The sequence below is a fragment of the Evansella sp. AB-rgal1 genome, assembly GCF_041820985.1.
In the GTDB taxonomy this organism is placed as follows: domain Bacteria; phylum Bacillota; class Bacilli; order Bacillales; family Salisediminibacteriaceae; genus Evansella.
Map to the genome: position 1 here is coordinate 178,704 of NZ_JBGUAU010000006.1, position 26,151 is coordinate 204,854.

Consider the following 26,151-nt stretch of genomic DNA (forward strand, 5'->3'; position numbering starts at 1 on the left):
ACTCCTTTCCGTGGGGAGTTGCCGAGCCTCCTCGAAGAATTCCGCCTAAGTACATGCCCGCATCCTGTGGGCAACGGCGTCATGTCGCCATCCTGCCTCCGTTCTGCGGTGTCTCGCCTCTACTCTACTTGCCACTGGAGTTCGTGGACTTGCGCTCATTCCATATACACTTGTTGTTACTAAAGCATCTATTAACGTATTTTCATCCGCCATGGTGTAATTTTTTTACATTCAGGGATGTCTACTATTTTGCAATTTATCATTATCTATTTACTATACTAGATCAATCTAAGAATCTTGGAATATAATGGACTCTTTCTTTTTGGGCGCATCTACTATATAATGTCTTGATGGAAAGGAGGAACGATATGACTGTAAAACAATATATCTTTTTTGATTTTGAAATGTTGTGTTCAAACTACGGTATGCCTATCGACAAAATGGAAGCTATTCGTCTTGGTGCTGTGAAATATGATTTGGAATCGGAAACAATTGAATATTTTGATCAATATATTAAACCATTAAATAAAAAGCCTTTATCCTCATTTTGTAAAGAATTAACTGGAATTACAGATAAAGATCTAAAGAATGCAAACGATTTTTCTTTTGTTTTCCAAGAGTTTTTAAAATGGATTGGTGGAGTAAAACGCTCACGTTTTTTTTCTTGGTCGTCTAGTGATCTTACTAGATTAAAAATTGATGCTAACAACCACAATATTCCCTTAACAACAATTAAAAAGATGGAAAAACGATATATTGATTTTCAAGCTATTTTTACAAAAAGAGTCTCGAAAAATAATCCATCCGTAGAAAATGCACTTCAGTTATATGGACTTTCTTTTATTGGTGAGCAACATAATCCTATGTATGATGCATATAACACTCTTCGAATTTATTTACATTTTTTACATGAACCTGAAAAAACAGAAAAAATTATGCTTAAACAGTTTATTATGGAGGAAGTTCCTTCTAATAGATCGGAAATTAACAAAACAATAAAAGATTGTTTTCAAAATGATATGTTATGTTTTCTTGATCAATTTAACGAGATGTACCGGATGAAAGATGCTATGAAAATGATAAAACAAACGAGAAGAATGGTTAAAAAATATGAAAATATTCTTATTAACCGTTCAGGTTTATTTTGGAAAGAAAATGTGGATTCAATTCAACTCTTACTAGAATTTTACCATGAATTACTCGTTGCGTATGATGAACACTTTCATCATTCGTCAAAAATAATGATTTTAGATGAATCAATCGTGTTACCAATTAAGCACGTCTTACAGAAGAGAGGCTAGTAGTCCTCCTTCATACATATATGAGTATATAAAAAGAACATTACAAAAAAGAGGTTCCCTCATAAGTGGGAAAACCTCATAGTTATATTATTAAAAGTTAAAATTGTCTGGATCTGGACCTAATCGTTCATTTTTATTTAACCCATTAATGCGATCCATTTCGTCATTTGTTAACTCAAAGTCAAAAATATTTGCATTTTGAATAATCCGTTCTTCCTTTACTGATTTTGGGATTGTTACTATTTCGTTCTGTAAATCCCAGCGTAAAATCACTTGTGCAGAAGACTTTCCATGTTTTTTAGCAATTTCCACTAATGTTTCATCAGTTAATAGTTCTCCTTGCTTTAGTGGAGACCAAGCTTCAAGTTGAATTCCTTTCTGTTTACAAAACGAATGTAACTCCTTTTGTGTAAGATGTGGATGATATTCTACTTGATTTACCATTGGAACAATTTCCGCATCCTCTAATAAGTCTTCTAAATGATGAGCATGAAAATTACTTACACCAATTGCTTTTACACGACCATCTTTATATAATTTTTCTAGTGCCCTCCAAGTATCTTTGTACTTCCCTTTTACTGGCCAATGCACTAAGTACAAATCTAGATACTCTAAATCCAATTTTTTCATTGTTTCTTCAAACGCAGCTAACGTTGTTTCATAACCTTGATCTGCATTCCAAACCTTCGATGTAACAAACAATTCTTCTCTGCTAGCTTCACATTCTTTAATTCCTTGACCTACACCTTCTTCGTTTCGATAAATAGCAGCTGTGTCAATGCTGCGGTACCCTGCTTTAACCGCAGATTTTATAGCTTTCACAGCTTCAGAGCCATCTTGTACTTTAAATACTCCCAAACCAAACCATGGCATTTTTACTCCATTATGTAATGTTGTTGTATCTTGCAAGCTTTTCACCATTTTAAATTCCTCCATATAAAATAATGACTACTTGTATATTTTTACATAGAATATTTCTGTTAAGCAAGGTTGGAGCCTTAAACCCATTGGATAATTTCTTGTTTGTCTTTTCTTGTCTTTGGTCTAGGTTCTTTCGCACGATAACCAAAAGCTACCATAACAGCTACATCTAAGTGGCCCTCTTCTAACAAACCTTCTTCTTCTAAAATGTTATGAACAGAATCGTATTCATATCCTTCTATAGGACAAGAATCGATACCGATAAACGCAGCTGCAGTCATCATATTAGCCAGGGCAATATAAGTTTGTTTTATTGACCAATCTAAAATTGTTCTATCTGAATCTAACAATTGCTGATCGCTCTCTTGAAAAGCTTTATATCTTTCTTGGATTTTTCCCATTAACTCTTCTGGAAATTTCTTCACATTAATCATTTGGTTCTTTATATAATCAGAATCATACTTTACATCTTTTATCGTTCTTGCAAGAATTACTATGAAATGACTCGCTGTAAGAAGTTGACCTTGCGCTCCCCATGAGACATTTCTGAGTTTATTTCGAAGCTCCTGATCATGAATAACAAGGAACTTCCATGGCTCAAGACCAATGGAACTTGGTGATAATCTACCCGTTTCTAAAATAAATTCAAAATCTTCATCTTTTATTTTTTTATTTGGATCAAATTCTTTTGTAGCATGACGAAAACGAAATGCTGCTAATAATTCTTGTTGCTTATTTCTAATAGTCATTTTAATACTCCTCTTTATGTGAAATTATTCACATTAATATTGTCATAATTCATTCGTAATATCAACTAAAAATCTCGCCACTAACTTTTTTCAAAGCTACCCATTGTTTTATTTGTAATTCATAATCTATTGTTAGATCAAATCGTGCTGGGGTTTCAACTGATGAGAAAAATTCCATGACGCTCACGCTTGTTAACCAATCCCCTGCTTGAAAAGAGTGTTGTTGATTTTCCCATACATTTACTAACTTAGGGCTAAATAACTTTGCAGATTCTTCTTTGTTTGCAGTGAAATAGGTACAATAATCCTCCCTTGAACCAGAATGAATAATTGATTTTGCAAATTTATTACAGCCATCATATATGATTGGAATACCGAAAAGAATGGCATAGAGTTTTTTTCCTACTTTAATCCGTTCCTCCACAGAAGTAAAATTATTTACGTTCATTCCCGCTAAACTAATTCTATTTTTTCTATAATAAGGAAAAAGTACCTTTGTTAGGTGAAAATATTCTTGCAGCTCAAATTTCCAAGATGTAAATACGCTTTTTTGAAAAAAACTGTTTTCCATAACTCTTTTCTCTAAATAATGTTGTTCATTAATAATTAATCCTACCGTCAATAACTGTGAGTTTTTTGTGTTGTAAAATTTCTCCCATATCGGAATCATAAATCGTGACACACCAAAAGCTGGAAGAAGATAAAAAAAACTTTTCCCTTGTTTTATACTTTCCTTATATAATAACAATTGAGTGTAAGCATCATGAAAGATAGCAGCATTTGCTTTTTCAAGCATTAAAAAAAAATGTATTTTTTCTTTTACATTAAGAAAATTACTTATTACCTCACCCTTTAAATCAGTCATATTATAACCACCATTTCTTGAGACCATATGTGCTAAAAAAGCCCAATGAATTTCATCATGGTCCATATAAAATTCCAAATAGGCAGCAGTTCTCGTAATATTGTTACTATTTCGCTCAATAGTAAGGGATTTTATCTTCTCTATAACTAGTTTTTCTTCCGGATAAATAGGAAGTGCCGAAGAAATATTTTCTATTTGAGTCTTAATATCACTTTCAATTGAATGCAATGTAGTTGTACTAATTGATAATTCACCCCATTTTCTTGGAGTAAATTTTTGAAATACATGCTCATCGTACATTTTCTTTGAAAAATTTAAAAAAGATTTGGAGTATTTCAGGGTATTATTGATAAATCCTCTATCCTCCCTAAAAATCATAAGGTAATTACACCTCCTTTGGAAATGTTACCCTCACATATTCTCTTTAAAAAAACTAACTATAAATAATGTTTGGGGCATAAGTTTTCAAACAAAAAAGGAGGGCTTTTAAAGATGAATATGTTTGGGATGAACAAAAAAAATAACAACAAAAATGGGCTTATGATATCGTTAGTTGGTTTAGGTATAGGGGCAGCTGCCTATAGCATGATGAAAGGTAGAAATACCAACAATATGAATAATATGATGGAACCAATTAAAAATGTCATGGATCAAATGAAAAATAACGACAACCACCATTAATATTAGTACCTCCAACAATAGGATGTCTCAATAAAACATTTGAGACATCCTCAAATTATTGTCACTAAAGAAAGATCTCCTTCTAATAAATATGAATATATGTCACACCTATTCCTTTGATAACTGAACCGATTATAACAAAATTCTTGGAGTAAAAAGATGATAAGAGAAAGACAAGATGAGGAACCTACATTAGCCCCAGGTATTTACAATGAGGAGGAGTTAAGTGAACGTGCAACAGAGGAAGAAATAAAAAATGAAGAATACACAAGGGTTACTCATTACGATATGATGAAGACCCGCGAGTATAAACGACATATGAAAGAGGATATCTCAAAATAAACCATTTACTTTTGAGATATCCTTTAATTTATAAAATTTGTTTTACTAATATTTTATTTAATTGATCATATTCCTTTTCTATTACCTTTTTCTCCTTCTCATCTAACATTGCTTCAAAACGTGTTTTTTCGTTACTAATAGCCGTTAGTAGCTTATCTTTCAACGTTGATTGTAACAATACAAAACTTTCACTAAGCTTTTCTATCATTTGCATAGAGAGTTCTTCGATTTGGTTGGTTGCAGATTCTAATATTTCTACAATTATTTCCTCTTTTATTTCTTTTACTGTCCTATTCTCAAAAAGATCTTTCTTTGATTTAACTTTATTTTTGTAGTTGTCTATCGATATTAAAAATGAAACATTCGTAACATCAACTGATATTACTGGTATATCAATGTTTCGATCATAACTTATGAAAGGTAATGATTTTTTTATTTCTTTCGCTTCCGTTTCTATCCACACTGCTATTGTTTTTCTCATATTCTCTTCTAATCGAATACACGTCGCATCAAATTCTTGTTTGAAGAACTGTTCTCCTTGTATTTTCCATTCATTTATACCACTTTTAAACTGTTCAAACAGCTCCTTTTTACTATTACTAGTTAAAGTAGCAACATTAATTGCACTAGAGAAGTAATCATTAAAAACAAACTTCATTCTTTCCACTAAGTATGTTAGCATTTGTTCGAATTCTCTTTGGGAGTCTCTCTTTACAAAGGAAAGAGATAAATCTCCTACCTTTTTCGATTCAGCAGCTACTGTAGAAATTAATTTTTCGTGTTTCTTCGTTTGTTCTTCTGTAGCCTCATTCATAAAAGAAATACTGTCTTGTAATTTCTCTACGTACTCTTTCATTTGTTGTGTAAGAAGAACAGCACTTAGTTCTTTGAGTTCCATTATGGTTTGCTCATAAAACGTTTTTTCAAAGTAAGAGAAGGACGAATCCGTTGTGTTGTTATTTACTTGTTTCTCTTCTAAGCCTTGTTTACTTGATAAGTGAAATAAGCGAGGGTTAGTCACTCCATTTTTTTGTAGTTGGTCATACACATGCTTTTTAACCCCTCTTAATTCCCCTTCACTGTTTGCCAAGTCTGCGGCATTAATTATAAAATATAATTTATCATTTTGAAAACTTTCATTTACTTTCCCCATCTGTTGCAGAAAATACTGATCTGCTTTTGAAAAAGCATGATTATAATATGTTAAATAAAAGATAGCATCTGAAGAACGTAACTGTTGAAATGCAACATTCGTATGACGTCCATGAATTGAATTTACACCTGGAGTATCTACTAATACGACCCCTTTTTCTGTAATCGGACAATCATAATAAATATTTATCTTTTCTATTAAACATGCTTTCGTTTCTTCAACTAAGTCCCTTAGTTCTTGAATGGATACAGTAAACGTTTTTCCAAGGATCCAGTTGGTTTCATCTAAGCTCTGTTTCAAGGTAAGCAAATATTGTACGTTTGTTTTTTGTATACTTGATCTATATTTCTTTACATCTGGTTTATATTTATTTATATTATCCATTGTGACTGATTCGTCTATTTGATTTGCAACAGAAATAATTTCCTTATTTAATAAATCAGCAGCTTTGACTGTTACTACCACAGTTCCGTGTGAATATGTTTCTGTAGATTTTTCTACCGTATTTATTGTTGCGGTAGTAGGGTTAGGTGAAACTGGTAAGATGTTTTCACCTAATAATGCATTGGCAAAACTAGATTTCCCTGCACTAAATGCACCAAATAATGAAATAACAAAAGATTTCTCTTTGTAGCGCTTCATTCGTTGGATGAATTGATTTCTTTCTTCAGAAAGTATGGAACTTCCTTTATTTTCATAAAGGATAGCTTCATATTTTTTTAGTAAACTTACTATTTCTTCTTCATTAAAAGTAGCTTTCTTCTTCTTTTCTTGTATGGTGAAATCCGTTTGTATTACACTTTCTGATTCTACTACTACATCATTTAGTACACTATTCTTTGTGTCTACATAATCCTTCTTCTCCGTAACTTTTAACTGTTCCTCAAAATATTGATCAGGAGGGTATTGAGAGATAATAATATCTAAATCATCTCGGAACTTTTTATATTTAGATGAGACATTTTGCATTTCTTCCCTATACTTCTCCACAATGTTTAAGGTTTCTAATTTCTCTTCCATTTTCTTTATTTGCTTATCAACATAAGATCTCATCCCATTTATTTGAATTGTTACTATCTTCGATGCTTTTTTCCGAATATCCTTAGCAATACTTTCTGTAATTTCTTTTGTAAACGTAAAAACATAATCCCTACTTGCAAAATTCGCGTTTACTCGTGTTTTTAACCAATCTGCAGTTACTTCAAAAGTCATATTTGTAATAGCTTGTTCCAATTCCGTTTTATTGGATAGTTCCGATCGATCTATTTTGTTAAAAAATGATTGAACATGAAAAAGGAGTTGTGTATTCACTTTTTGTTGAAGTTCGTGAATAAGACTGTGTAAACGTTTTTCCTGCTCTTCTTCTGTTTTTTTCTTTGTAAAAAGTAATCCAACTTTAAAATTTGGTTGAATACTTTCCAACCAATTTCTTGTTAATTCAGTCGTAGTATAAGGAAATAAAGTAACATTTTTAAATAAACTGCCTAACTCCCTCTCAAAGGATTGACGAATTTCGCTTTCGTAATTTTGGAGATTATTATAATTGACTAAAAGTTCTTGTTGCTTTTGTAATAATGTTGCATCAATGTTATTTTCTTTCATATTTAATTCAATTTGTTCAATCTCATCACGTTCATCAACGTACATTCGATTTTTCACCGTTATATAAAAGCCTTTTTCTAGTTGTAATTGAGAAGGTTCTAATAAATCTTTCCCATTATAAAGTAACGCTTTTAATTCTCGTTCAAATCGACTATATTCATTTAATGGATGATTACTGTTTTTCATAGAAGTGAAAAATACTTTTTGAAAATGAATGTCCCATTGATGAAAAAGATGAACCATAGACTCTTTGAACTTTGGTAAAGTAATTTCTTCTTCATTATGTTTATCTACTTGATTTACTATTATATAAATTGGTTTTTTCTCACTAGATAATTGTTTCAAAAAGTATAAGTTTGTTTCAGACTGCACATGGTTATAATCCATAACATAGACAATGACATCTGTTGAGTATAGTTGCTCTACTGTCATCATTTCATGAGATTCATCTGTGGAATCTACACCTGGTGTATCTAACATGCAGCTGTTTCCTAAAAATGATAAAGGTGCAGTGATTGTAAGGTTGGAAATTTCTTCTCCATTCATTCCCCACTTTCTTACCTTATCCCAAGGTATTTCCCCGCTCCACGAATGTTCTCCATCACTTTTCTTAATTGATAAACCAAGATTTCCGTTTTTAATCTTAATAATATTAGCACTTGTTGGTACAGGGCTTGTAGGCAATATACTTGCACCTAACAAATTATTAATTATTGTTGATTTTCCCGAAGAAAAATGACCAGTAAAAGCTATTTCAAAGGAGGTTTTCTCCTTTTTCTCTTCTATTTTTTTGAATCGAAACATCTCTTCCTCTGTAAAAGGTATATCTTGTTGTTTCTGTTCTTTTTCTTTTACACTTTTCATCGTCTACACCATCCTTGAGCCTGATACTTTCTACTATAACAAATGTGTAAATAGTTAGAAAAGTAAATTGTTTTGTTTAATAAGCTTTCGATACGTTTTTCTTCGTTATGATACTCGTTTTTAACCTCATTAATAAAAAAGTGGCTAGTAGTGTTCCAACTACAGTAATGGAACTTCCAGTAAAATATGCTATCTGTGGTGTATATTTATCCATTAACCAACCTCCTCCTGCACTACCAATTAATCCACCAATTCCCATTGTAGCTGCGATGAAAATAAGTTGACCTGTGGCACTCGCTTCTTTTGGGATAATTTTTGTTATATAGGAAAATGCTGCTACAAATAAAATGGGAAACGTTATTCCTTGCATTAACTGCAAGTATGTAAGTATTTCAGAATTGTCGAAAAATCCGTATAAAAACCATCGAACACAATATAAAATACTTGCAATACTTACTAATAACATTTCATGGTACTTTTTAATCAGCACCCCTGTTAAAGCAAATACTGGAACAGAGGAAAAGGTAGCTAACATCCACGCCTTCCCTATTTGAGCTTCATTGGCACCTAAGTTGCTTAAATAAATGGAAAATAAACTATCATTCATTTTGTGTGAAATAAATATTATGAAACAAATGAAAACAAAGCTAATATATCGTTTATTTTTTAGTAACTGTTGTATGGATATGTAAGAAAATCGTGTAGGTTTTTTAACATGGTTATGGTTGTCTTCTTGAAGGGAGAACACTATGGGTATTGCTAATAAGATAAAAGCAGCGTATATATAACCAACATATTGGATTCCAATTAAACCAATTAGTGTTCCAACTGCTATTGCTGCGGTTCCAGTACCAATATCACCAAATGCCCTCATCGCTCCATAGTTTTTATTATTTTTTAATGCGAACTGCATGGTAAAGCTTTCTGTTAAAGGACCAGATGCCCTACTAAAAAACATAAATAGTATAAACCAAAATAATAGTGCATGATATGTTTGTACAGAAAAGAACGCAAAACTAATTAGTAGGGAAAGAGTAATAATGATGAATAAAACCTTTCTTTTGGATTGGGTTTTGTCACTTATGAAACCAAACATTGGTTGACTAACAATGGATACCACTGAACCCATTGCTACAATGAAACCGATTTGACTTGTACTCAATCCTAATTCTTGTAAGTACAAAGGAACGAACATGAGTATAACAGCGAAGGATGAAAATAAAACGAAATAGAAAAAGCAAATTCTAAACATAGCAACTCCTTAATGGGATGTTATTCTTGTATTTTACTTTTTTCACGTTTGGACTTTCTTTGAACAATAAAAATTGTGGCTGTAGCTAACATGGCACCTCCCAGCGTAATGAAACTCCCTAAGTAATAGGTTGCTTGTGGAGAAAAGTGTTCCATGTACCAGCCGCCTCCTGCGCTCCCAAATAAACCACCTAACCCCATTGTGGAAGCAATAAATAAAAGCTGACCTGTTCCTAGTAGCTCTTTTGGAATAAGCTTCGTTACGTAAGAAAATGCTGATACAAAAAGAATTGGGAATGTTACTCCTTGCATCATTTGTAAATAGATTAGTACAACAGGTTCGTCCCAGTATCCATATAAAAACCAACGTAATGCATATAGAAATCCTGCCATACTAATCAGGATTATCTCAGGGCACCTTTTTATCAAATACCCTGTTAAAGCAAATGCTGGAACAGATGAAAAAGTTGCCACCATCCATGCTCTACCAATCTCAGCTTCCCGAGCACCTAATTCACTTAAATAGATGGAAAATAAACTATCATTCATTTTATGAGTAATTAATAGAAGAAAACTTATAAATAACATCCATATATATTTCTTATTTCCCATTAATTTTTTCACGGAACTAATTGTTATTGGTTCTTTCGATTCCACTTGTATAGGATCTTGTAATAAAAACACCAGTGGTATAGCTATCATCATAATGGATGCATACATCCATCCTAAATAATGAATCCCAATAACGCCTAGTAACGTTCCTAAGACAAGAGAGGATGTTCCAGTACCAATGGCACCAAAAGATCTCATTACTCCATAATTTTTATTGTTCTCCGCTGCAAAACGGATTGCGATACTCTCAGTCAAAGGACCACACGATGTCATAAAAAACATAAAACATGTAAAGATAATTAATATCGTAAAAAAAGTATTAACTGAATATAAGAAGAAACTCATAATCAAGGAACCCATCATAACTATTAGTAATACTTTTTTTATTGAATGAAGTTTATCACTTATATACCCCCATATAGGTTGGCCTATAACAGAAACGACGGATCCCATCGCTACAATTATTCCAACTTGACTTGTGCTAAGACCTAAATGTTGTAGATAAAGTGGAAAAAACATTATCACTACAGCAAAAGAAAAAAACAACGTAAAATAAAATGTACTAATCCGAACCATATACACACCTCAAACCACTCTGTATTTATATTTCACTCTAACATAACAACGTTATTATTTAATGTGAAACGCATTTTACTAATACTTTTTTTCCAATTTAGAGTTAATACTATTTTGTAAGTGATTGCATAAAATAATATATAAATTAGTAAAAAAAAACAGTTTCCTTTTTATACATTTTCGAGTATTATACAAAAAGTGAGTAAAATAATTTACTTCAAAAACAACATAACTTAACTTAAATAATCAATGATTATTTATGGGAAGGCAAATGGTGCGCCACCAGTATTACTGGTTCTAGTGGGTTCGATTCCCACCCCGAAATTTTTGAAATTTAAAAATTTCGAGGGTGGATTGAGTCTATTCGTCTGTCCTCATTTGGAGGGATAGTAATGCTGAAAAAACGTGATCTTCATGAATCGCATGCTCTTTACGATTTAATGGTGCACCCTGATGTCTTCCCTTTTGTGCGTCAAAAGGCAAATTCTTATGAAGAATTTATGTTTATAACAAAACAAACAATAGAAGCAGAAGACCGTGGTGAACTTGTTTCCCGTACTATTCTTGATGAATGGGGAGCACCAATCGGTACGATCAATTTGTTTGATATAGAAGATAATGCGGGTTTTTTAGGAACATGGATAGGGAAGCCGTTCCATGGAAAAGGCTACAACAATATTGCAAAAGGAGCGTTCTTTAACGAGCTTTTTTACGAGTTAAACATGGAGAGAATCTTTATGAAAATTCGCAAAGAAAACATCCGATCAAACAAAGCTGCAGAGAAATTACCTTATGTATCATTAGCAAACGAATCGTTCAAACCACTATTCTCTGAAATAAATAGTGGTAAGTATGAGTATAACTTGTTCGAAATATCAAAGGACCAGTATACACTCCATACTATGCGTGTTGGTCAAATTGCAGAAGAAGCACAACATTTAAAAGAAGCTTAAACAGTCAAAAACGAATGGAGAACAACCAACAAAGTTAGAAATACTAGATAAGTTAACCACTAATTGTAATTACGTATTTTCACGTTAGAACCATTATAAAAAGACCAAGGTAAATGAAATAAAACCTTGGTCTTATATTTATATGAATAGATCACTTTTTTTCATGTAACACAGACTTCACAGCGGCTTCAATTTCCTCATATCCCGTGCACCTACATATATTCGATTTCAACCAGTTCTTAATCATGCCGTTATCTGCATCTGGATGATTTTGTATAAGAGAATGACTATTCATGATAAAACCAGGAGTACAATAACCGCATTGAAAAGCAAAATGTTCAACAAAAGCCCTTTGAATTGGTGTATCTTTTAATCCTTCAATTGTAGTGATCTCTTTATCAATCGCTTCAATGGCAAGCATGAGACATGATTTCATAGGAATATTATCAATGGTAACAGTACATGCACCACAATCTCCGTTTAAACATCCAGGCTTAGACCCTGTTAAACCCAATTTTTCTCTTAAAACATAGAGAAGTGTTTCAGAAGGACGGATAGTCACTTGTTGCTCTTCCCCATTTACATGGAGAATAACAGATTGTAACGACATTATGACACCTCCAATGCTTGTAAAATATCGTGTAATACGTTACTTAACACAAATAATCTATATTTATCTGATGCTTCTGTATCTGATAAAATTGGTTCTGGTAATTTCGTCATAGCTAATTTAATTCGTTGATCTATGGAAACAGATCGATTGTTTAATGTTTCTTCCATTTCTCTAGAACGAAAAGGAAACGGGCATAATCCACTGATAGCAACTCGTACGTTGCTATTTATTTTTAATGCGGATGCAGTGATAACAGGGTACCCAGACTCCCATTGTTTTTGCCGTTTGATTGTAATGTGTGGTGCTGTTACATATTTTTTCTCTGTTACAACCTGAACTAATAAATCTCCCTCTTTTTTCTTTAACTCTTCATTGAAAATTTCATTGATGTTATATGCTTGAATTCCATCTTCCTCTGCAATAAATACCACACTATCAGCTAACAAAAAAGGTAAAACAGCTTCTCGATAGAATATATCCCCACATATATTTCCACCTAATGTGATTTTTGTTCTAGAAGTATGATCACCAACTTCACTACTTACTTTTGATAATAAAGGGAAAATATCACTACCTTCTATTTCTGCTAATGTTATGGCAGATCCCAAGTATAAATTGTCATGTTCAAAGTCCATCGTACAACATTCTGGAATACTTTTAATATCGATTACTGAATCCGCATATAAATAATTTAATCTACCAAGGGTAATAATTTCTGTTCCACCAGAAAAATACATGGGAGATTTCCCTGTTCGTTTTAACACTTTAAATTGATTTACTGCTTCCTCCATCGATGAAGGCTTATAATAATCAAAATCGAAAGCAAGCATTATAACCCCTCCTTTCTTCTCCAAATATATTCGGGGGTTAACGGCAAATGTTGAAGAGAAACTCCAGAGGCAATGGATAAACAATTAGCCAATGCTGCTGGCATACCTAAAAGTCCTTGCTCCCCTACACCCCTTGCTCCAAAAGGAGAATCTAAATGGGGAGTTTCAATAAAATCAACTATATATTCTGGATGCTCCCCATAATGTACAGGTCGATATGTACGCAATTGAGGGTTTAACACCCTTGCCTGTTCATCAAAAACAAAGCCTTCTCTTGCTCCAAATGCTAATCCCATACTCATTGCACCAGTTACTTGCCCTCTCGCGCCTTTATAATTAAGAACTTTTCCAATATCTAAAACTGAGACAGCTTTTATCACTTTATACGTGTAATCTCGAGTGTTAAATTCTACTTCCACAGCTTGAGCACCTACCGCCCATTCTGGACCGGGTTTTCCGGCACCAGTTTCTGGATCTAAATGGGTCATATTTCGTTGAATATACGTTCCCCTACCAATAATTTGACCTCCAATTGCATTCCCGTTCGGATAAACATATCCGTAAGCTATCTCTCGAAAATGCACTCCTAACTCGGGTTCTTCACGTAAAAAAACGCGACTATTGGCGACAACTAAATCATCTACATCAGCCCTTAATACTACAGATGCAATTTCTTTTAATTGGCATAGTGCATCATCCGCAGCAGCTAATACTGCTCTACCAGCTAAAAACGTTCCTCTACTTGCAACTGTCTTCCAGTGTTCAGGTGTTGATTGTGTGTCTACTCTCATCTGCACATGAATATTCTTTATATCCATTTCCATTTTTTCAGCTACCATTTGGGCCAGAACTGTCTTTGTACCTGTACCTATTTCTACGACACCTGAGATTAGATTAATACTCCCGTCTTCGTTAAAAGTTAAAATGGCACCAGAACTTGAATCAGTTGGAATTGTAGAGTTTTTCCAAACACAACAAACACCTTTTGCACGAATAATATGATCGCTTACTTTAACTACCTTCTCCTTGTCCCAATCAATTATTTTCCGTAATCGTTCTATACAAGCTGGAACATCTCCCACTGTACTTCGATTAAGCTTTACTTGGGTAGGTGTTCTATCCCCTGGTAATATGGCATTTTTCATACGCAGGTCAAGTGGATCCATTTCTAATTTATTTGACAACATATCCATTGCTCTCTCAAAAGCAAATAATACTTCTGTATGTGCAAACCCTCGGTATGGAGCTGGATAAGGATGGTTAGTGTAAACACTATAAGAATCACACCAAATATTTTCAATACAATAAGGACCCGTGCAATCAACTGCACCTGCACGGCTTAAGTGAACAGCTTTGTCTGAGTATGCACCACTATCAAACAAATACGTAATTTCCGCTACTTTTAAACAACCATCTGAAGTACTTCCAAGTTTAATTTTGGCTTCTAGACCTACATGACCTGGAGAGGTAATCATATCTTCTTCACGAGAATTTACCATCTTAACTGGTCTTCCATCAACTGCTTTCGAAGCTAAATAAGCAAGTATTTCTAATTGAACAGATGCCTTTCCTCCATATCCTCCACCTACGAGCGGTGTGTTTACAACCACTTTTCCTACATCAATATCAAAATACGTACTAATTAACTTTTTTATCATGAAGGGGGCTTGAGATGAAGATTGTATATATACATATCCGTTTGGACGGATTTCTGCAGTTACGGCTCTTGTTTCCATAGCAATGTGATCTGATGGGGGAAATCCAAAAGTTGCCTCCAGCGTAACTTCACTTTCACTCCAGCCCTTTTCTTTTTGACCTTTTCTTATTTTCACATGATTTGCGATGTTAGATTTAGGAATAGGATTTACCCCTTCTTCTTTCTCATATTTACTAACATCATTGTGAAGAAGAGGAGCATTTTCTTCCAAAGCTTCACTAGGAGAATTAACAACTGGCAAGGGATCATATTCTATTTTAATTAAACTTGCTGCTTGCTTTGCTACCTTTGGATTATCTGCGACTACTAACGCAACAACCTCACCATGAAAACGTACTTTATCAACAGCGATCGGTGGTCGATCACGAATTTCTTCCCCCGTTAGAGGAAATTCTTCTCCAGCCAAAATTGCTCGAACCCCACGAACAGATCTAGCTTCTTTAGTATCTATAGACTTTATTTTTGCATGTGCAAAAGTAGAGATTACCGTTTTTGCATGGAACAAAGATCTTGAAGAATAATCTGCTGTATATTTCGCTCTTCCTGTCACCTTGTCATAAGATTCCTGTCGTATTACACTTTTTCCAATTATACTCAAATAACTCCCCTCCCGTACGATGCTCTTAAAAATATATTAAGGAACTAGGGCAATTAACCCTTTTTTCTCGAAATTTTTAAAAATGATAGAAATATCTTAACTAACAAGAAAATACATAAAACTCCTTCAATCTTCTAACAATAAATGAAGGAATTTAGAGCGGAGGATGGAAATGAAGACAAATGCGAAAGAGAAACAAGAAAAGCCACTAAAATGGTGGCAATTATCTTTACTTGGTATTGCCTGTACAATTGGTACAGGTTTCTTTCTTGGATCAAGCATTGCTATTTCTATGGCTGGCCCCTCTGTCATTTTCTCCTTTATATTAGCTGCCTTAGGAACTTATTTTGTTTATGAAGCACTTGCTAAAATGACGATTGCCAATCCTCAAAAAGGTTCCTTCCGAACATATGCGAAAAAAGCGTATGGTCGATGGGCGGGTTTTAGTTGTGGTTGGGTGTATTGGGCTTCTGAGATGTTAATCATTGGAAGTCAAATGACTGCACTTTCCATCTTTACACGTTTTTGGTTTCCTGGAATACCGCTATGGATATTTGCCAGTGTATATGCCTTATTGGGTTTTGTTGTTATATTAACTGGTACTAAAGGTTTTGACCGGATTGAAAATTTATTAGCAGTGTTAAAAATTGCTGCAATTTTGATGTTTATTATTTTGGCGACTTTAGCACTTTTTGGAATATTTGGTGGGAATAAAGAAGTGTCTTTCCCAACTACCTTTGATTCCTTTTTTCCTAATGGTTTTAGAGGAATTTTACCTTCTTTCATCTATGGTTTTTATGGATTCGCTGGAATTGAAATTATAGGTCTACTAGCAATTCGTCTGGAAAAAATGGAAGAAGCAACAAAAGCAGGTAAGGTGATGTTATTTACCTTAGCCATCATTTATGTATCTTCTATTGGACTAGCATTAATTATGGTTCCTTGGAAAGACTTCACAACAAGTGAAAGTCCTTTTGTTCAAGCGTTAAGCGAGTATGCCTTACCATTTGTGCCTCATGTGTTTAATGGTGTTTTTATTATCGCTGGATTCTCTACAATGGTTGCATCGTTATTTGCTGTTATTCGAATCTTAGTTACATTAGGTGAAGATCGTGATGCACCAGCTGTTTTAGCTAAAAAAATAAAAAAGGTCATTGCATTACCTGCTATTGCCGTCACACTTCTCGGTGTAATAATCTCTGTAATTTTGTCTCTTCTTTTACCAGGAAATATTTATGAATACTTTACTACTGCAGCAGGATTGATGCTTCTGTATAACTGGTTCTTTATTCTTGGGTCTTATGGTAGACTCCACGAAATGACTACACTTGATAATGTAAAGCGTGCCTTTGGTTTCTTATTGGTCTTACTAGCCATAAGTGGCACATTATTTCATGGAACGAGTAGACCTGGATTTTACGTTAGTATTATATTTATTGTTGTGATAGCTATCGTCACATTGTTTATGCGTCATTTTTGGAAGAAAAATCCACCAGATCCAAAAGAGGAAGCTCCTGATTCCATATTTACGAAAATAAAACTTTAGCAGCCTGAATACCAAAATATACGCCAAAGCCGATCAATGATAAACCTGACAAAAAAGAAATAATTTTCAATAATTTAGTAGTTAAAAATTTTCGCATAGTGCTTGCTAAGCTCGCCATCGTGATATCCCATACAGTAATACCTATAAATATGGCGGTAACGTAAAGGATCACTTCTGTTGTTCCAAAGGACGTTACCGTTTTTGCTAATATCGAACCGAAAATTCCTAACCAAAAAAGAATTGTTATTGGATTAAATAAGGACATAAAGAATCCTGCTAAGAAAGATTTGAGATGAGATTCTTCTTTGGATCTCGTCTCATCCATAGAAATATTGCTGGCTCCAGATAAGCTTTCAATTCCAGTATAAACAAGCACAAAGAATCCAAATAGCCATAAAAATGATTGAATAAATGGTATTTCAATTAAGTGATATACCCCTACAAATACAAGAAACATATATATAGCATCTGCTACCGTAGCTCCTAACCCCACGAGCCACGCATGGAGAAATCCATTTTTAATACCTCGATCAATTTGTGCTGCATTAACAGGCCCAATTGGAGCGGCTAAAGATAATCCTAAAAAAATATATGTGAAAAAAACACTCATATAACATCCCCCAAAGACATTTTTATGGACAAGAAATTGCTTGTACATATCTATTCTCTAATCAGGAAATTTACTACAAAAAAATATACGACTCAAAAGATTTTTTTGAGTCGCATACGAAAATGTTAAAATTTATTAGCTAGCAGTTGCGATTGTTTCGGCGATTTTGATTGTTATAATCTTGTGCAGAATTTTCATTGCCTAATTCAGTATTTAAATTATCTACATTTAATTCGTTATTATTGTTGTTATTGTTTCTGTTGTTATTATTGTTGTGAGCTTGACGGTTATTGTTGTTTGCCATAGTATCATTCGCCCCTTCATTCTTATTTGTTCAACTGAACTTTTATAGTATTACCTGAGCAAAAGGAAAAAATGGAGGGATATATTGTTATTGTATTGGTTCCAAATGGCTAACATATTTTACAATCGTAACAATACATTATAAAAGGACAACCCAAAATCAATAAAGAGGTGCATTATAATGAATGATGCAAGAATTACTTTTACATACATATCTTTAAGGAAAAACTGTGAAAAAGTTTGTTGAGCAATATACAAATATAAGTATTGCGGCAATTATTCAAGGAATAGCTATGGCACTTTTTCTTTTTCCAAACTCAATTCCTTCAGGTGGAGCTGGTGGACTTGCTGTTTTACTTAATTATTGGTTTAGTATTCCTTTGAGTCTTGCTTTATGGTTTGTCAATTTTTCTATGTTGGTAATAGCTATTTATTGGTTGGGGAACGCGAGTGCACTCGGTACTATGTATGGAATTTCAATCACCTCATTAACAATATTTTTCTTTGAATCCAAATTATACGAACTCTCGTCTCCTTTTACTATTTGGATTGACTTCATTATTGGTTCTATTATTTTAGGAATAGGGGTAGGCATATTGCTTCGACACGATGTTTCCAATGGTGGGATGGGTGTTTTAGCATTAATATATTCGAAATACAGGGATGTTCCTCCTGGAAAGCCATTGTTACTAATCAATGGTTGCATTTTTATATTAACTGGCTCCATTATCGATTGGAGGATAGTTATTCTTGCAATAATTTCTCAGTGGATTTCTACTAGAGTAGTTGATATTATCCATCAAATTAAAATAACAACAGCAGCATCAGATAATTTACCTACTATGGCATGGTACAAAAAGTAAAAAACTATTGAATAAATATGGTGTAATTTATTGAAGAAAGAGCATTTTTTTCTCAAATTAAATTTATCACGGTTATTTGATTCAAAGCATAATATTCGGGTTTGCATGGTTATACTCCAATTATTTTTCCAATAACTTCCCTCAATAAAAGCTAACTTAACTATTCACATATATAATTTTTCTTTTTTACTCTTTTTCCATTTCCATCTCTACTTTTTTTCCGCCAATGGATAAATACGTATAAACTTCTAGCTCAGGTTTAATTTTCATTAACCCTTGTAAATACGGTTTTACTAAATCCTTAAAATCTTCTGATACACCCTCTTCTTCTAGTGATCCGTATACATACATTTTTTTCTTGTTCTCTTCTAATAAAAACGCTAAGTAACCAACTGCTTTATTATGGTCCGTTACAATATTTAACACTTGTGCATCATCCTTTAAAAATTCTGGGGAAAAATATATTTGCAATTTCAACATCTCCAATCTTTATTCTGTAGTTAACTGAAATTTCTTAAACAACGTAGTAGTATTCTCGTCCTTTTCTTGAGAACTTTCCTTTGCATGAATCAATAGTAGGCAAAGTAATCCCACTAATAAAGTTAAACCTGCAGTTGAATAAAATATCCCTTTTCTTGACCATTCCATCAGCCATCCATATACAGGAGGCCCCATTGCCACCCCTAGAAATCGAACAGAGCCGTATAAAGAAGTTACAAAGCCTCTTCTTGCTTTTCCTACCGACCCAGTTATCAAACTATTCAAGCAAGGCAATACCAATCCAGTGCCAATACTGCTAACTACTAAAACCGAAATAAATGGAATAAGCTGTGTGAAGAAAACAAGTGTGGCAAATGATGCTGTCATAAGGAAAAATCCTATTACAATGCACGTTTTCATCTTCTTTAAGTTTTTTCCTATTTTGCTTCCAGTTATGTAAGAGGTAGTCATCATACATAAAAGCGGGATAGCTAAAATAACTCCTTTTAAAACCCCAACAGTGTCATATCTTGTTTCCAGAATATCTGACAAGTAAAACAAGATGCCGAACAATGTAAATAAACATGTAGCACCTGCCAAGTAAGCTGTGAATAACCACCTTCCTTCCTGATGAAATACAGAAAATAATCCTTTTACGTATTTACCTATAGGTGGTGCTTCTTTTTTCTTCTTCTTCTCTTTAATAAAGAAAATACAAAGTACTATTGAAATAATACAAAACACAGGAAATCCTAAAAAAGGTCCATACCAAATTAACAGTGCTAAAAGAGATCCAACGATAGGAGATAGAACTTTCCCAAAGCCATTTGAAGCTTCCACTAAACCTAAGACTTTACTTTGTTCCCCACCTTTAAATAGATCTCCCGTTAGTGCCATTGCAATTGGAGCAGTTCCTGCTGCACCAATGCCTTGGAATGCTCGTCCAACAATAATCCAAATGTATGGAGAAGTGAACAAAGCTGCGGCAACGCCTGCCAATAAACCTCCAATACCGTAAAGAAACAGTGCTGGAACAATGATGACCTTTCTTGAGAATCGGTCAGATAGGTACCCAAATATTGGGATAAATAGTGCTGCAGCCACAGAAAAAATGGTGATCGTTAGGCTTACCTGAAATGGACTTATATTTAATTCAGACTGCATTCTAGGTAAGATTGGTATTAACATTGAATTACCAAGTGTCATAATGAGGGGGATCGAACTTATAGCTAATATATCAAGCCCTTTATTTACTTTTGTGGCCAAATGAAAAGCACTTCCTTCATTTATATATTCTTAACTATTATTAAGATGGCGATACTTTTTTGATTACATACATACTAAATATCGGCAAAATTTTAAACTAGTTGGTAGAATAAAAAACCGTTGATGAAATAAGGGCTATCTTCTTCAACGGTTTTAGTATTTCTATAATAAAAATGATAATGCAATGAGAACTACAGAGAATTGAAATAACATTTCTAACCAATCTTGTGACTTCCTATTAAGTAAATGAACAAAGCGAACTCCACAACGTATTGCAATAAAAACCCAAGCTAATGTAATTAGTACACTTGGAATCATTTTACACTCCTCCCTTTTTATGAACCACAAAAAAAGAAGCAATTTTCGTCATTGCTCCTTACAATTCTATTCGCGGATTATTAATATTGAACTTATTTCTTAGGATTAAAATGTCTCCCCTAAAAAAAATAGGTCTTCTCAATTAGTGGTCAACTTATCTAGTATTGCTAACTTTGTAGGTAATTATTCCATTCGTTTCAGCCTATTTCATCGAAAGTTTATTATACTAATCCACTTCATAACGTATTTTCATTCGTCAGGATGTAATTTTTCACTTGCATGGAGGTTTCTCTATTTTTTAAACCAGACATGAATGATTTCGTTGTCTTTTACTTCATACATTGCGATTGCATACACTTCTTTTCCATTTGCTCTTCCTGTTACATACTCATGGTCGATAACGATATTTCCATCTGCAATTCTTGCTAATAATTTCGCATGATTATTAGGATTACTTTCAAAAAGGGTAGAATATACTTCTTTCATTTTCGTTTTTCCAGTATAAATAATCTTATTTGATGGAAATTCCATTACTTTTACATCTTCACTATAACATGATAAAAATTCTTCTAATTGTTGATTATTATACGCATCTAACTGTTTCTGTGCTAAAGTTACAGCTATAGTTTCCATACCTTTATGCCTCCAGATATTATTCGTTTATTGTCGGTAATAATATTTCTAGCTTAGTTCCTTTTTTTACTTCACTTTCAATTTGGAGTTTACCATGATGGGATTCGATTATTCGTTTAGATATCATTAAACCTAAGCCTGTGCCGTCTCTCTTCGTTGAGAAAAAAGGATCTCCTAATTTTTCTATTATAGATGGCGAAATACCAATTCCTGTATCCTGTACTATTATTGACAAGGTATTGTGATTTTTCATTTTAACCGAAACAGTGATTTCCCCTCCATCAGGCATTGCTTCCATTGCATTTTTTACAAGGTTAATAAATACTTGCTTTAAATGGTTTTTTTCACAACTCACGGGAGGTAGCTTCTTTTGGAAATCTTTATGTACCACTATAGATTTCGTTTCACATTGTACTTCATATAGAGAAAGAACTTCTTCAAAGATTGTGGGGATTTGCTGTGATTTATAGTCAACTGCTTGTGGCTTACCTAATACTAATAACTCACTCATAATAGAGTCTATTCTTTTTAACTCGGAAAGCATAATATCATATTTGTCAGTTTCATTATCATTTTTCTTTCGTAAAAACTGAATGTAACCTGAAACAACGGTTAATGGATTGCGAATTTCATGTGCAATTCCTGCTGCCATTTCTCCCAATAGGGATAGTTTTTCAGCATTTAACAGCTTTTCTTCTGTTCGTTTTTTTTCTGTAATATCTCTAATCACTCCTGAGATTGCAATTACCTCTCCTGCCAAATCTCTAATTGGTGATAAAGAAACTTCCACATCTATGAAATCCCCGTTCTTTCTCCGATGTTTAGTAACAATTGTATCAATTTTTTTACCTTCTTTCACTTTACCTAAACGTTCTTCTGTTATTTTCCTGTTTTCTATTGGAATGATAGGAGCAATTCCGTTCTCAATTTCTATTTCTTTCCAGCCATAAAGCTTTTCAAAGGCAGGATTTACTGTTTTTACATTCCCCTGTAAATCAATTACTATAATAGCTTCACCTGTTTGATGGAAGAACGAATAAAGATATTCCTGTTGAGAATGAAGTTCATGCTTCGCTTTTTGTTCTTTCTCCTCTACTTTTTTCCATAGAGAGTTTGTAAATCTTAATTGAAAAAAGAAAAATAACATCATTAATAAAGAAAACAAAATAAAATAAGCAATGTCAAAGGGATAATCCACATTCATAAAAATAGATTCGAAATGAAACACAAAGAAGTAAACTAACAATACTTTTGTAATTAGTCCACCTACAATAATTGCAATATAGCTTTGATATATAGAACATAATATAAGTCCTAATAAAATGAAAATATAATTTACTAAATATGGGTATTGAATTAATAGGTAAAATATATATGAAAAGTATCCAAGGATCATAATATACATCGTTAATATTGGATTTTGGCTTCTTTTATAAATAATTAATAGAAATAACACAATTACTAAACCGACTGGTGGCCAAATAGTAGAAAATTGTGGATCCATAACAAAATATACTACAGTCATTAAAATGTAGAATAATGCTAATAATTTAATTAATAATCTATTTCTTTTATATATTAAATTACGTTTCACTTATACAATACCCCTATCCACTACACCATAAAAAACTTAACAGATATTATCAATCTGTTAAGTTTTCTTTTACTATTTTATTCTTTCTTTATTTATACGTCAAACATATACATATTTCCTCTATTTTTGACTCCTTTCTTCAGTAGTTAGAAACCGAAACTCTACTTTCCTCGTTTGACTATTCCAGATTAACCTAGCATCAAAGGCTTTTTGTTCTTTCTGAAAACCTTTAATTATATTTGTTTCCCCGTCAGTTAGTAATTTTCTTACATTTGCTTCTGATACCTTTTTTCCTAGAAGTTCTTTGGAAATGGTAAAATTACATTTTGTACTTTGATAATTAGAACAACCATAAAAATTTCCTTTATTAATAATTGATCCAGTACATAATTTACATTGCCCTAACATAGTATCTCGTTTCTTTCTAGAATATGCTCCTTTTTTTCCAGTTCCTATTTTCTCAACATCAACATTATCAAAGGACCATTGTTGAGACTGTTTTATTGCATCCTCTAATAAACTAGCAGTTAGTTTTTTCGCTTGTTCCATAAATACTTTTGGGGATGCTTTTCCTTCTCCTATTTCGTGTAAACGTTGTTCCCATTTTGCTGTCATTTCCGCAGATGCCAGTAAACTGTTGCCAATTGCATCAATCAACAATTTACCTTTTTCTGTAGGATAAACTTGATTCTTCACTACCTGAATATATTTTCTATCTTTTAGTAAACCGATAATTCCAGCGCGAGTTGCCTCGGTTCCTAGTCCTTCTGTTCTCTTTAAAACTTTGATGAGCTCATCATCCTGTAACGACTTACCAGCAGTCTTCATTACTGTAATTAATTCACCCTCTGAATAACGTTTCGGGGGTTGTGTCTTCCCATCTTTTAACGTAACATTTTCAACAACACCTGCTACTCCATCGGATAATAGTGGTAACTGTTGCTCCTCACCTTTTTCTTTCTTTCCTTGTGGTTCTTCAAAAAGTACTTTTCGCCATCCCTCTTGAACTAGCTGTTTTCCTTTTGAGATAAATGTAGCTCGGTTACCTACTAATGTATGTAACGTAGTATAATCAAATATTGCCTTGTCATAGTGAGCTGCGATAAGCCTTTCAACAATCAGAGAATATATTCTTTCTTCCTCATTAGAAAGCTTGTTTGGATCTACTACTTGTTCTGTAGGGATAATTGCATAGTGATCGGACACCTTCTTTTCATTAACATATCTCTTATTATGAAGAATGGAAGAAATGGGTAAAGGGAAATAACGACCAAACTGTTCAAATTTACTAAGTTTCTGTAATATGTCAGGAAACATGTTTGCTTCCTCTTTCGTAATGAAATTAGAATCTGACCTAGGGTAAGAGATAATCCCTTTTACATATAACTTCTGGGCAATATCCAATGTTTTCTGAGGGGGAAATTGGTACCGTTTATTTGCTGTTAACTGTAGGCTAGAAAGGTTAAATAAAAATGGAGGATTAAATTCTTTTCGTTCTTTTTCTGATGAATGGAGAATAGCATCTTTCCCACGACAGAACTGAGCAATTCTTTCTGCCATTTCTTTATCCTTAATCCGAGTCTCGTTTTCCTTATGCCAAGTACCATCGTATTTTTTCCCATCCATTTGAAAGGTTGCTTTCACTTCCCAAAATGGCTCTGATATAAAATCACTTATTTCACTTTCTCGTTTTACAATTAAGGCCAAGGTAGGGGTCTGTACTCTTCCTGTAGAAAATACATCAGAAATACCTTTTTGTTGAAGTAACAGTGTATATGCTCTTGAAGCGTTCATTCCAACAAGCCAATCTGCAAACGAGCGACTTAACGCTTCATTGTATATACTTCTAGTCTCTTTTTCATCTAGAAGGTTTTGAAAACCATTTAAAACTGCATTTGCAGTGAGAGAGGATATCCATAATCGTTTCATCGGTTTAGTGTTTTTACATAAAGATAATATAACTCTAACAATAGCTTCCCCTTCTCTACCTGCATCCCCTGCAATAATGATTTCTGTTATATTTCGATCATGAACGTAACCTTTTATAATATTATATTGCTTCCATTTTGATTTCACTACCCGATGTTGAAATCGCTCTGGAATAATAGGTAAAGTAGCTAATGACCATTTTTTCCAACTTGCGTTATATGTATCCGGGGGAACTAGTTCACATAGATGACCTATAGCCCAAGTGCAAATTGCACCATTTGGAAAATGCGGATTTGATGATATTTCTATGTACCCTGATTTTTTCGTATGAGGAAAAGGGGCTGCAAGCTTTGCTCCTTGGTCAGGTTTTTCAGCAATAATTAGTTTCATAAAATACACCCTCTACTCCCTTAATTTACAGAACACTTGTTTCTATTATAATATATCTATCTCAAAAATTATAGTAGAAATAAATGATAATGTGAACTTTTAATGATACTTTAGAAAACTGCCCACAGCATAGAAGACACCGTGAAGAATGAACGGTTGTTGCACTTGTGCCTTGAGTGGAAAGGAGTGGACTGTAGCGAATGGAATAGAAACCTGCAAAGTTAGTCATACTAAAAAAGTTTGACTACCATGAACCCACGTATTTTCAGGGTAGACTTCCATGAAAGTGACCATTTCACCATGGCGGATGAAAATACATTATTAGATGATTGCGTAACATCAACTTTCTATGGAATGAGCGAATGCCCACGGAACTCCAGTGGGAAGCAGAGCAGAGGCGAGACACCGTAGCAGACGAAGTCGTGAAGGTGGCTCGGCAGCTCCCCACAGGAAAGGGAGTGGGCAGTAGCGAATGGAATAGAAACCAACAATATTAGGAATACTAGATAAGTTAACCACCAATTGAGCAACGTATTTTCAGGGTAGACTTCATTTTCTATTTATCATTCTTTTATTATCAATTATAATAAC

The 26,151-nt window shown here is 33.5% G+C and carries 23 protein-coding genes; 7 read left to right on the plus strand and 16 right to left on the minus strand.

Annotated features, from left to right (window positions below; translation table 11 throughout):
- Window positions 1-368 precede the first annotated feature (368 nt).
- The gene (locus tag ACERII_RS06995; RefSeq protein WP_373641094.1) at window positions 369-1,301 is read left to right on the plus strand and encodes a 3'-5' exonuclease; all 933 of its coding nucleotides are present in this window, start codon (window positions 369-371) and stop codon (window positions 1,299-1,301) included.
- Between the two features lie 90 nt (window positions 1,302-1,391).
- On the opposite strand, the gene ACERII_RS07000 is transcribed toward ACERII_RS06995, so the two are convergent.
- From ACERII_RS07000 to ACERII_RS07010, 3 genes are all read right to left on the minus strand, one after another.
- A complete protein-coding gene (locus ACERII_RS07000) occupies window positions 1,392-2,222 on the minus strand; it encodes an aldo/keto reductase (protein WP_373641095.1) in 831 nt (276 codons plus the stop codon).
- A 77-nt stretch (window positions 2,223-2,299) separates the two neighbouring features.
- Window positions 2,300-2,965: an NAD(P)H-dependent oxidoreductase gene (locus tag ACERII_RS07005; protein ID WP_373641136.1), complete on the minus strand. Its 666-nt coding sequence runs from the start codon at window positions 2,963-2,965 to the stop codon at window positions 2,300-2,302.
- A 67-nt stretch (window positions 2,966-3,032) separates the two neighbouring features.
- Window positions 3,033-4,214, minus strand: a complete 1,182-nt coding sequence (locus tag ACERII_RS07010) for a DUF2515 family protein (RefSeq protein ID WP_373641097.1) — start codon at window positions 4,212-4,214, stop codon at window positions 3,033-3,035.
- A gap of 114 nt (window positions 4,215-4,328) precedes the next feature.
- Between ACERII_RS07010 and ACERII_RS07015 the strand changes: the two genes are divergently transcribed.
- Together ACERII_RS07015 and ACERII_RS07020 are read left to right on the plus strand one after the other, a co-directional pair.
- A complete protein-coding gene (locus ACERII_RS07015) occupies window positions 4,329-4,517 on the plus strand; it encodes a hypothetical protein (RefSeq protein WP_373641098.1) in 189 nt (62 codons plus the stop codon).
- 159 nt (window positions 4,518-4,676) lie between these two features.
- Window positions 4,677-4,859 (plus strand): hypothetical protein, encoded by a 183-nt coding sequence (locus ACERII_RS07020; RefSeq protein ID WP_373641100.1) that lies wholly within the window; start codon window positions 4,677-4,679, stop codon window positions 4,857-4,859.
- A 28-nt stretch (window positions 4,860-4,887) separates the two neighbouring features.
- On the opposite strand, the gene ACERII_RS07025 is transcribed toward ACERII_RS07020, so the two are convergent.
- The 3 genes from ACERII_RS07025 to ACERII_RS07035 form a co-directional block, all read right to left on the minus strand.
- A complete protein-coding gene (locus tag ACERII_RS07025; protein WP_373641102.1) occupies window positions 4,888-8,478 on the minus strand; it encodes a dynamin family protein in 3,591 nt (1,196 codons plus the stop codon).
- A 76-nt stretch (window positions 8,479-8,554) separates the two neighbouring features.
- The gene (locus ACERII_RS07030; protein ID WP_373641103.1) at window positions 8,555-9,730 is read right to left on the minus strand and encodes an MFS transporter; all 1,176 of its coding nucleotides are present in this window, start codon (window positions 9,728-9,730) and stop codon (window positions 8,555-8,557) included.
- A 20-nt stretch (window positions 9,731-9,750) separates the two neighbouring features.
- The gene (locus ACERII_RS07035; RefSeq protein WP_373641104.1) at window positions 9,751-10,917 is read right to left on the minus strand and encodes an MFS transporter; all 1,167 of its coding nucleotides are present in this window, start codon (window positions 10,915-10,917) and stop codon (window positions 9,751-9,753) included.
- Window positions 10,918-11,309: 392 nt separating this feature from the next.
- Between ACERII_RS07035 and ACERII_RS07040 the strand changes: the two genes are divergently transcribed.
- Window positions 11,310-11,870: a GNAT family N-acetyltransferase gene (locus ACERII_RS07040; protein ID WP_373641105.1), complete on the plus strand. Its 561-nt coding sequence runs from the start codon at window positions 11,310-11,312 to the stop codon at window positions 11,868-11,870.
- Window positions 11,871-12,021: 151 nt separating this feature from the next.
- Here the strand turns inward: ACERII_RS07040 and ACERII_RS07045 are convergent, their stop codons facing one another.
- Genes ACERII_RS07045 through ACERII_RS07055 form a run of 3 tightly spaced genes read right to left on the minus strand, consistent with a single transcriptional unit; the run spans window position 12,022 to window position 15,628 of the window.
- Window positions 12,022-12,480, minus strand: a complete 459-nt coding sequence (locus ACERII_RS07045; protein WP_373641106.1) for a (2Fe-2S)-binding protein — start codon at window positions 12,478-12,480, stop codon at window positions 12,022-12,024.
- Window positions 12,480-13,313: an FAD binding domain-containing protein gene (locus ACERII_RS07050; protein WP_373641108.1), complete on the minus strand. Its 834-nt coding sequence runs from the start codon at window positions 13,311-13,313 to the stop codon at window positions 12,480-12,482. Before ACERII_RS07050 ends, ACERII_RS07045 begins: the two co-directional genes overlap by 1 nt.
- Window positions 13,313-15,628, minus strand: a complete 2,316-nt coding sequence (locus tag ACERII_RS07055; protein ID WP_373641110.1) for a xanthine dehydrogenase family protein molybdopterin-binding subunit — start codon at window positions 15,626-15,628, stop codon at window positions 13,313-13,315. Before ACERII_RS07055 ends, ACERII_RS07050 begins: the two co-directional genes overlap by 1 nt.
- A gap of 166 nt (window positions 15,629-15,794) precedes the next feature.
- Between ACERII_RS07055 and ACERII_RS07060 the strand changes: the two genes are divergently transcribed.
- Complete coding sequence (locus ACERII_RS07060; RefSeq protein WP_373641112.1) at window positions 15,795-17,174, plus strand: amino acid permease; 1,380 nt, start codon at window positions 15,795-15,797, stop codon at window positions 17,172-17,174.
- Here the strand turns inward: ACERII_RS07060 and ACERII_RS07065 are convergent.
- Window positions 17,155-17,784, minus strand: coding sequence for a LysE family transporter (locus ACERII_RS07065; protein WP_373641114.1), 630 nt, complete (start codon window positions 17,782-17,784; stop codon window positions 17,155-17,157). The two genes, ACERII_RS07060 and ACERII_RS07065, sit on opposite strands and share 20 nt — an antisense overlap.
- Window positions 17,785-18,317: 533 nt before the next feature.
- On the opposite strand from ACERII_RS07065, the gene ACERII_RS07070 reads away from it, so the two are divergent.
- Complete coding sequence (locus ACERII_RS07070; RefSeq protein ID WP_373641116.1) at window positions 18,318-18,950, plus strand: YitT family protein; 633 nt, start codon at window positions 18,318-18,320, stop codon at window positions 18,948-18,950.
- A 186-nt stretch (window positions 18,951-19,136) separates the two neighbouring features.
- Here ACERII_RS07070 and ACERII_RS07075 read toward each other — a convergent pair whose 3' ends face one another.
- The 6 genes from ACERII_RS07075 to ACERII_RS07100 form a co-directional block, all read right to left on the minus strand.
- A complete protein-coding gene (locus ACERII_RS07075) occupies window positions 19,137-19,430 on the minus strand; it encodes a hypothetical protein (protein WP_373641117.1) in 294 nt (97 codons plus the stop codon).
- Between the two features lie 9 nt (window positions 19,431-19,439).
- Window positions 19,440-20,636 (minus strand): MFS transporter, encoded by a 1,197-nt coding sequence (locus ACERII_RS07080; protein ID WP_373641138.1) that lies wholly within the window; start codon window positions 20,634-20,636, stop codon window positions 19,440-19,442.
- 222 nt (window positions 20,637-20,858) lie between these two features.
- Complete coding sequence (locus tag ACERII_RS07085) at window positions 20,859-21,014, minus strand: hypothetical protein (RefSeq protein ID WP_373641118.1); 156 nt, start codon at window positions 21,012-21,014, stop codon at window positions 20,859-20,861.
- Between the two features lie 291 nt (window positions 21,015-21,305).
- Window positions 21,306-21,647 carry a nuclear transport factor 2 family protein gene (locus ACERII_RS07090; RefSeq protein WP_373641120.1) on the minus strand — a complete coding sequence of 114 codons (342 nt, stop codon included), beginning with the start codon at window positions 21,645-21,647 and terminating at the stop codon, window positions 21,306-21,308.
- Window positions 21,648-21,666: 19 nt separating this feature from the next.
- Window positions 21,667-23,241, minus strand: coding sequence for an ATP-binding protein (locus tag ACERII_RS07095; protein ID WP_373641121.1), 1,575 nt, complete (start codon window positions 23,239-23,241; stop codon window positions 21,667-21,669).
- A 120-nt stretch (window positions 23,242-23,361) separates the two neighbouring features.
- The gene (locus tag ACERII_RS07100; RefSeq protein ID WP_373641123.1) at window positions 23,362-25,560 is read right to left on the minus strand and encodes a DNA topoisomerase III; all 2,199 of its coding nucleotides are present in this window, start codon (window positions 25,558-25,560) and stop codon (window positions 23,362-23,364) included.
- Window positions 25,561-25,922: 362 nt separating this feature from the next.
- Between ACERII_RS07100 and ACERII_RS07105 the strand changes: the two genes are divergently transcribed.
- Window positions 25,923-26,057 carry a hypothetical protein gene (locus tag ACERII_RS07105; protein WP_373641124.1) on the plus strand — a complete coding sequence of 45 codons (135 nt, stop codon included), beginning with the start codon at window positions 25,923-25,925 and terminating at the stop codon, window positions 26,055-26,057.
- Window positions 26,058-26,151 lie beyond the last annotated feature (94 nt).

Bases quoted from the DNA above. Each gene is read 5' to 3' on its own strand.
- ACERII_RS06995 (WP_373641094.1), top strand. From the start codon at position 369: ATGACTGTAAAACAATATATCTTTTTTGATTTTGAAATGTTGTGTTCA.
- ACERII_RS07000 (WP_373641095.1), bottom strand. From the start codon at position 2,222: ATGGTGAAAAGCTTGCAAGATACAACAACATTACATAATGGAGTAAAA.
- ACERII_RS07010 (WP_373641097.1), bottom strand. From the start codon at position 4,214: ATGATTTTTAGGGAGGATAGAGGATTTATCAATAATACCCTGAAATAC.
- ACERII_RS07015 (WP_373641098.1), top strand. From the start codon at position 4,329: ATGAATATGTTTGGGATGAACAAAAAAAATAACAACAAAAATGGGCTT.
- ACERII_RS07020 (WP_373641100.1), top strand. From the start codon at position 4,677: ATGATAAGAGAAAGACAAGATGAGGAACCTACATTAGCCCCAGGTATT.
- ACERII_RS07025 (WP_373641102.1), bottom strand. From the start codon at position 8,478: ATGAAAAGTGTAAAAGAAAAAGAACAGAAACAACAAGATATACCTTTT.
- ACERII_RS07030 (WP_373641103.1), bottom strand. From the start codon at position 9,730: ATGTTTAGAATTTGCTTTTTCTATTTCGTTTTATTTTCATCCTTCGCT.
- ACERII_RS07035 (WP_373641104.1), bottom strand. From the start codon at position 10,917: ATGGTTCGGATTAGTACATTTTATTTTACGTTGTTTTTTTCTTTTGCT.
- ACERII_RS07040 (WP_373641105.1), top strand. From the start codon at position 11,310: ATGCTGAAAAAACGTGATCTTCATGAATCGCATGCTCTTTACGATTTA.
- ACERII_RS07045 (WP_373641106.1), bottom strand. From the start codon at position 12,480: ATGTCGTTACAATCTGTTATTCTCCATGTAAATGGGGAAGAGCAACAA.
- ACERII_RS07050 (WP_373641108.1), bottom strand. From the start codon at position 13,313: ATGCTTGCTTTCGATTTTGATTATTATAAGCCTTCATCGATGGAGGAA.
- ACERII_RS07060 (WP_373641112.1), top strand. From the start codon at position 15,795: ATGGAAATGAAGACAAATGCGAAAGAGAAACAAGAAAAGCCACTAAAA.
- ACERII_RS07065 (WP_373641114.1), bottom strand. From the start codon at position 17,784: ATGAGTGTTTTTTTCACATATATTTTTTTAGGATTATCTTTAGCCGCT.
- ACERII_RS07075 (WP_373641117.1), bottom strand. From the start codon at position 19,430: ATGTTGAAATTGCAAATATATTTTTCCCCAGAATTTTTAAAGGATGAT.
- ACERII_RS07080 (WP_373641138.1), bottom strand. From the start codon at position 20,636: ATGACACTTGGTAATTCAATGTTAATACCAATCTTACCTAGAATGCAG.
- ACERII_RS07085 (WP_373641118.1), bottom strand. From the start codon at position 21,014: ATGATTCCAAGTGTACTAATTACATTAGCTTGGGTTTTTATTGCAATA.
- ACERII_RS07090 (WP_373641120.1), bottom strand. From the start codon at position 21,647: ATGGAAACTATAGCTGTAACTTTAGCACAGAAACAGTTAGATGCGTAT.
- ACERII_RS07100 (WP_373641123.1), bottom strand. From the start codon at position 25,560: ATGAAACTAATTATTGCTGAAAAACCTGACCAAGGAGCAAAGCTTGCA.
- ACERII_RS07105 (WP_373641124.1), top strand. From the start codon at position 25,923: ATGCCCACGGAACTCCAGTGGGAAGCAGAGCAGAGGCGAGACACCGTA.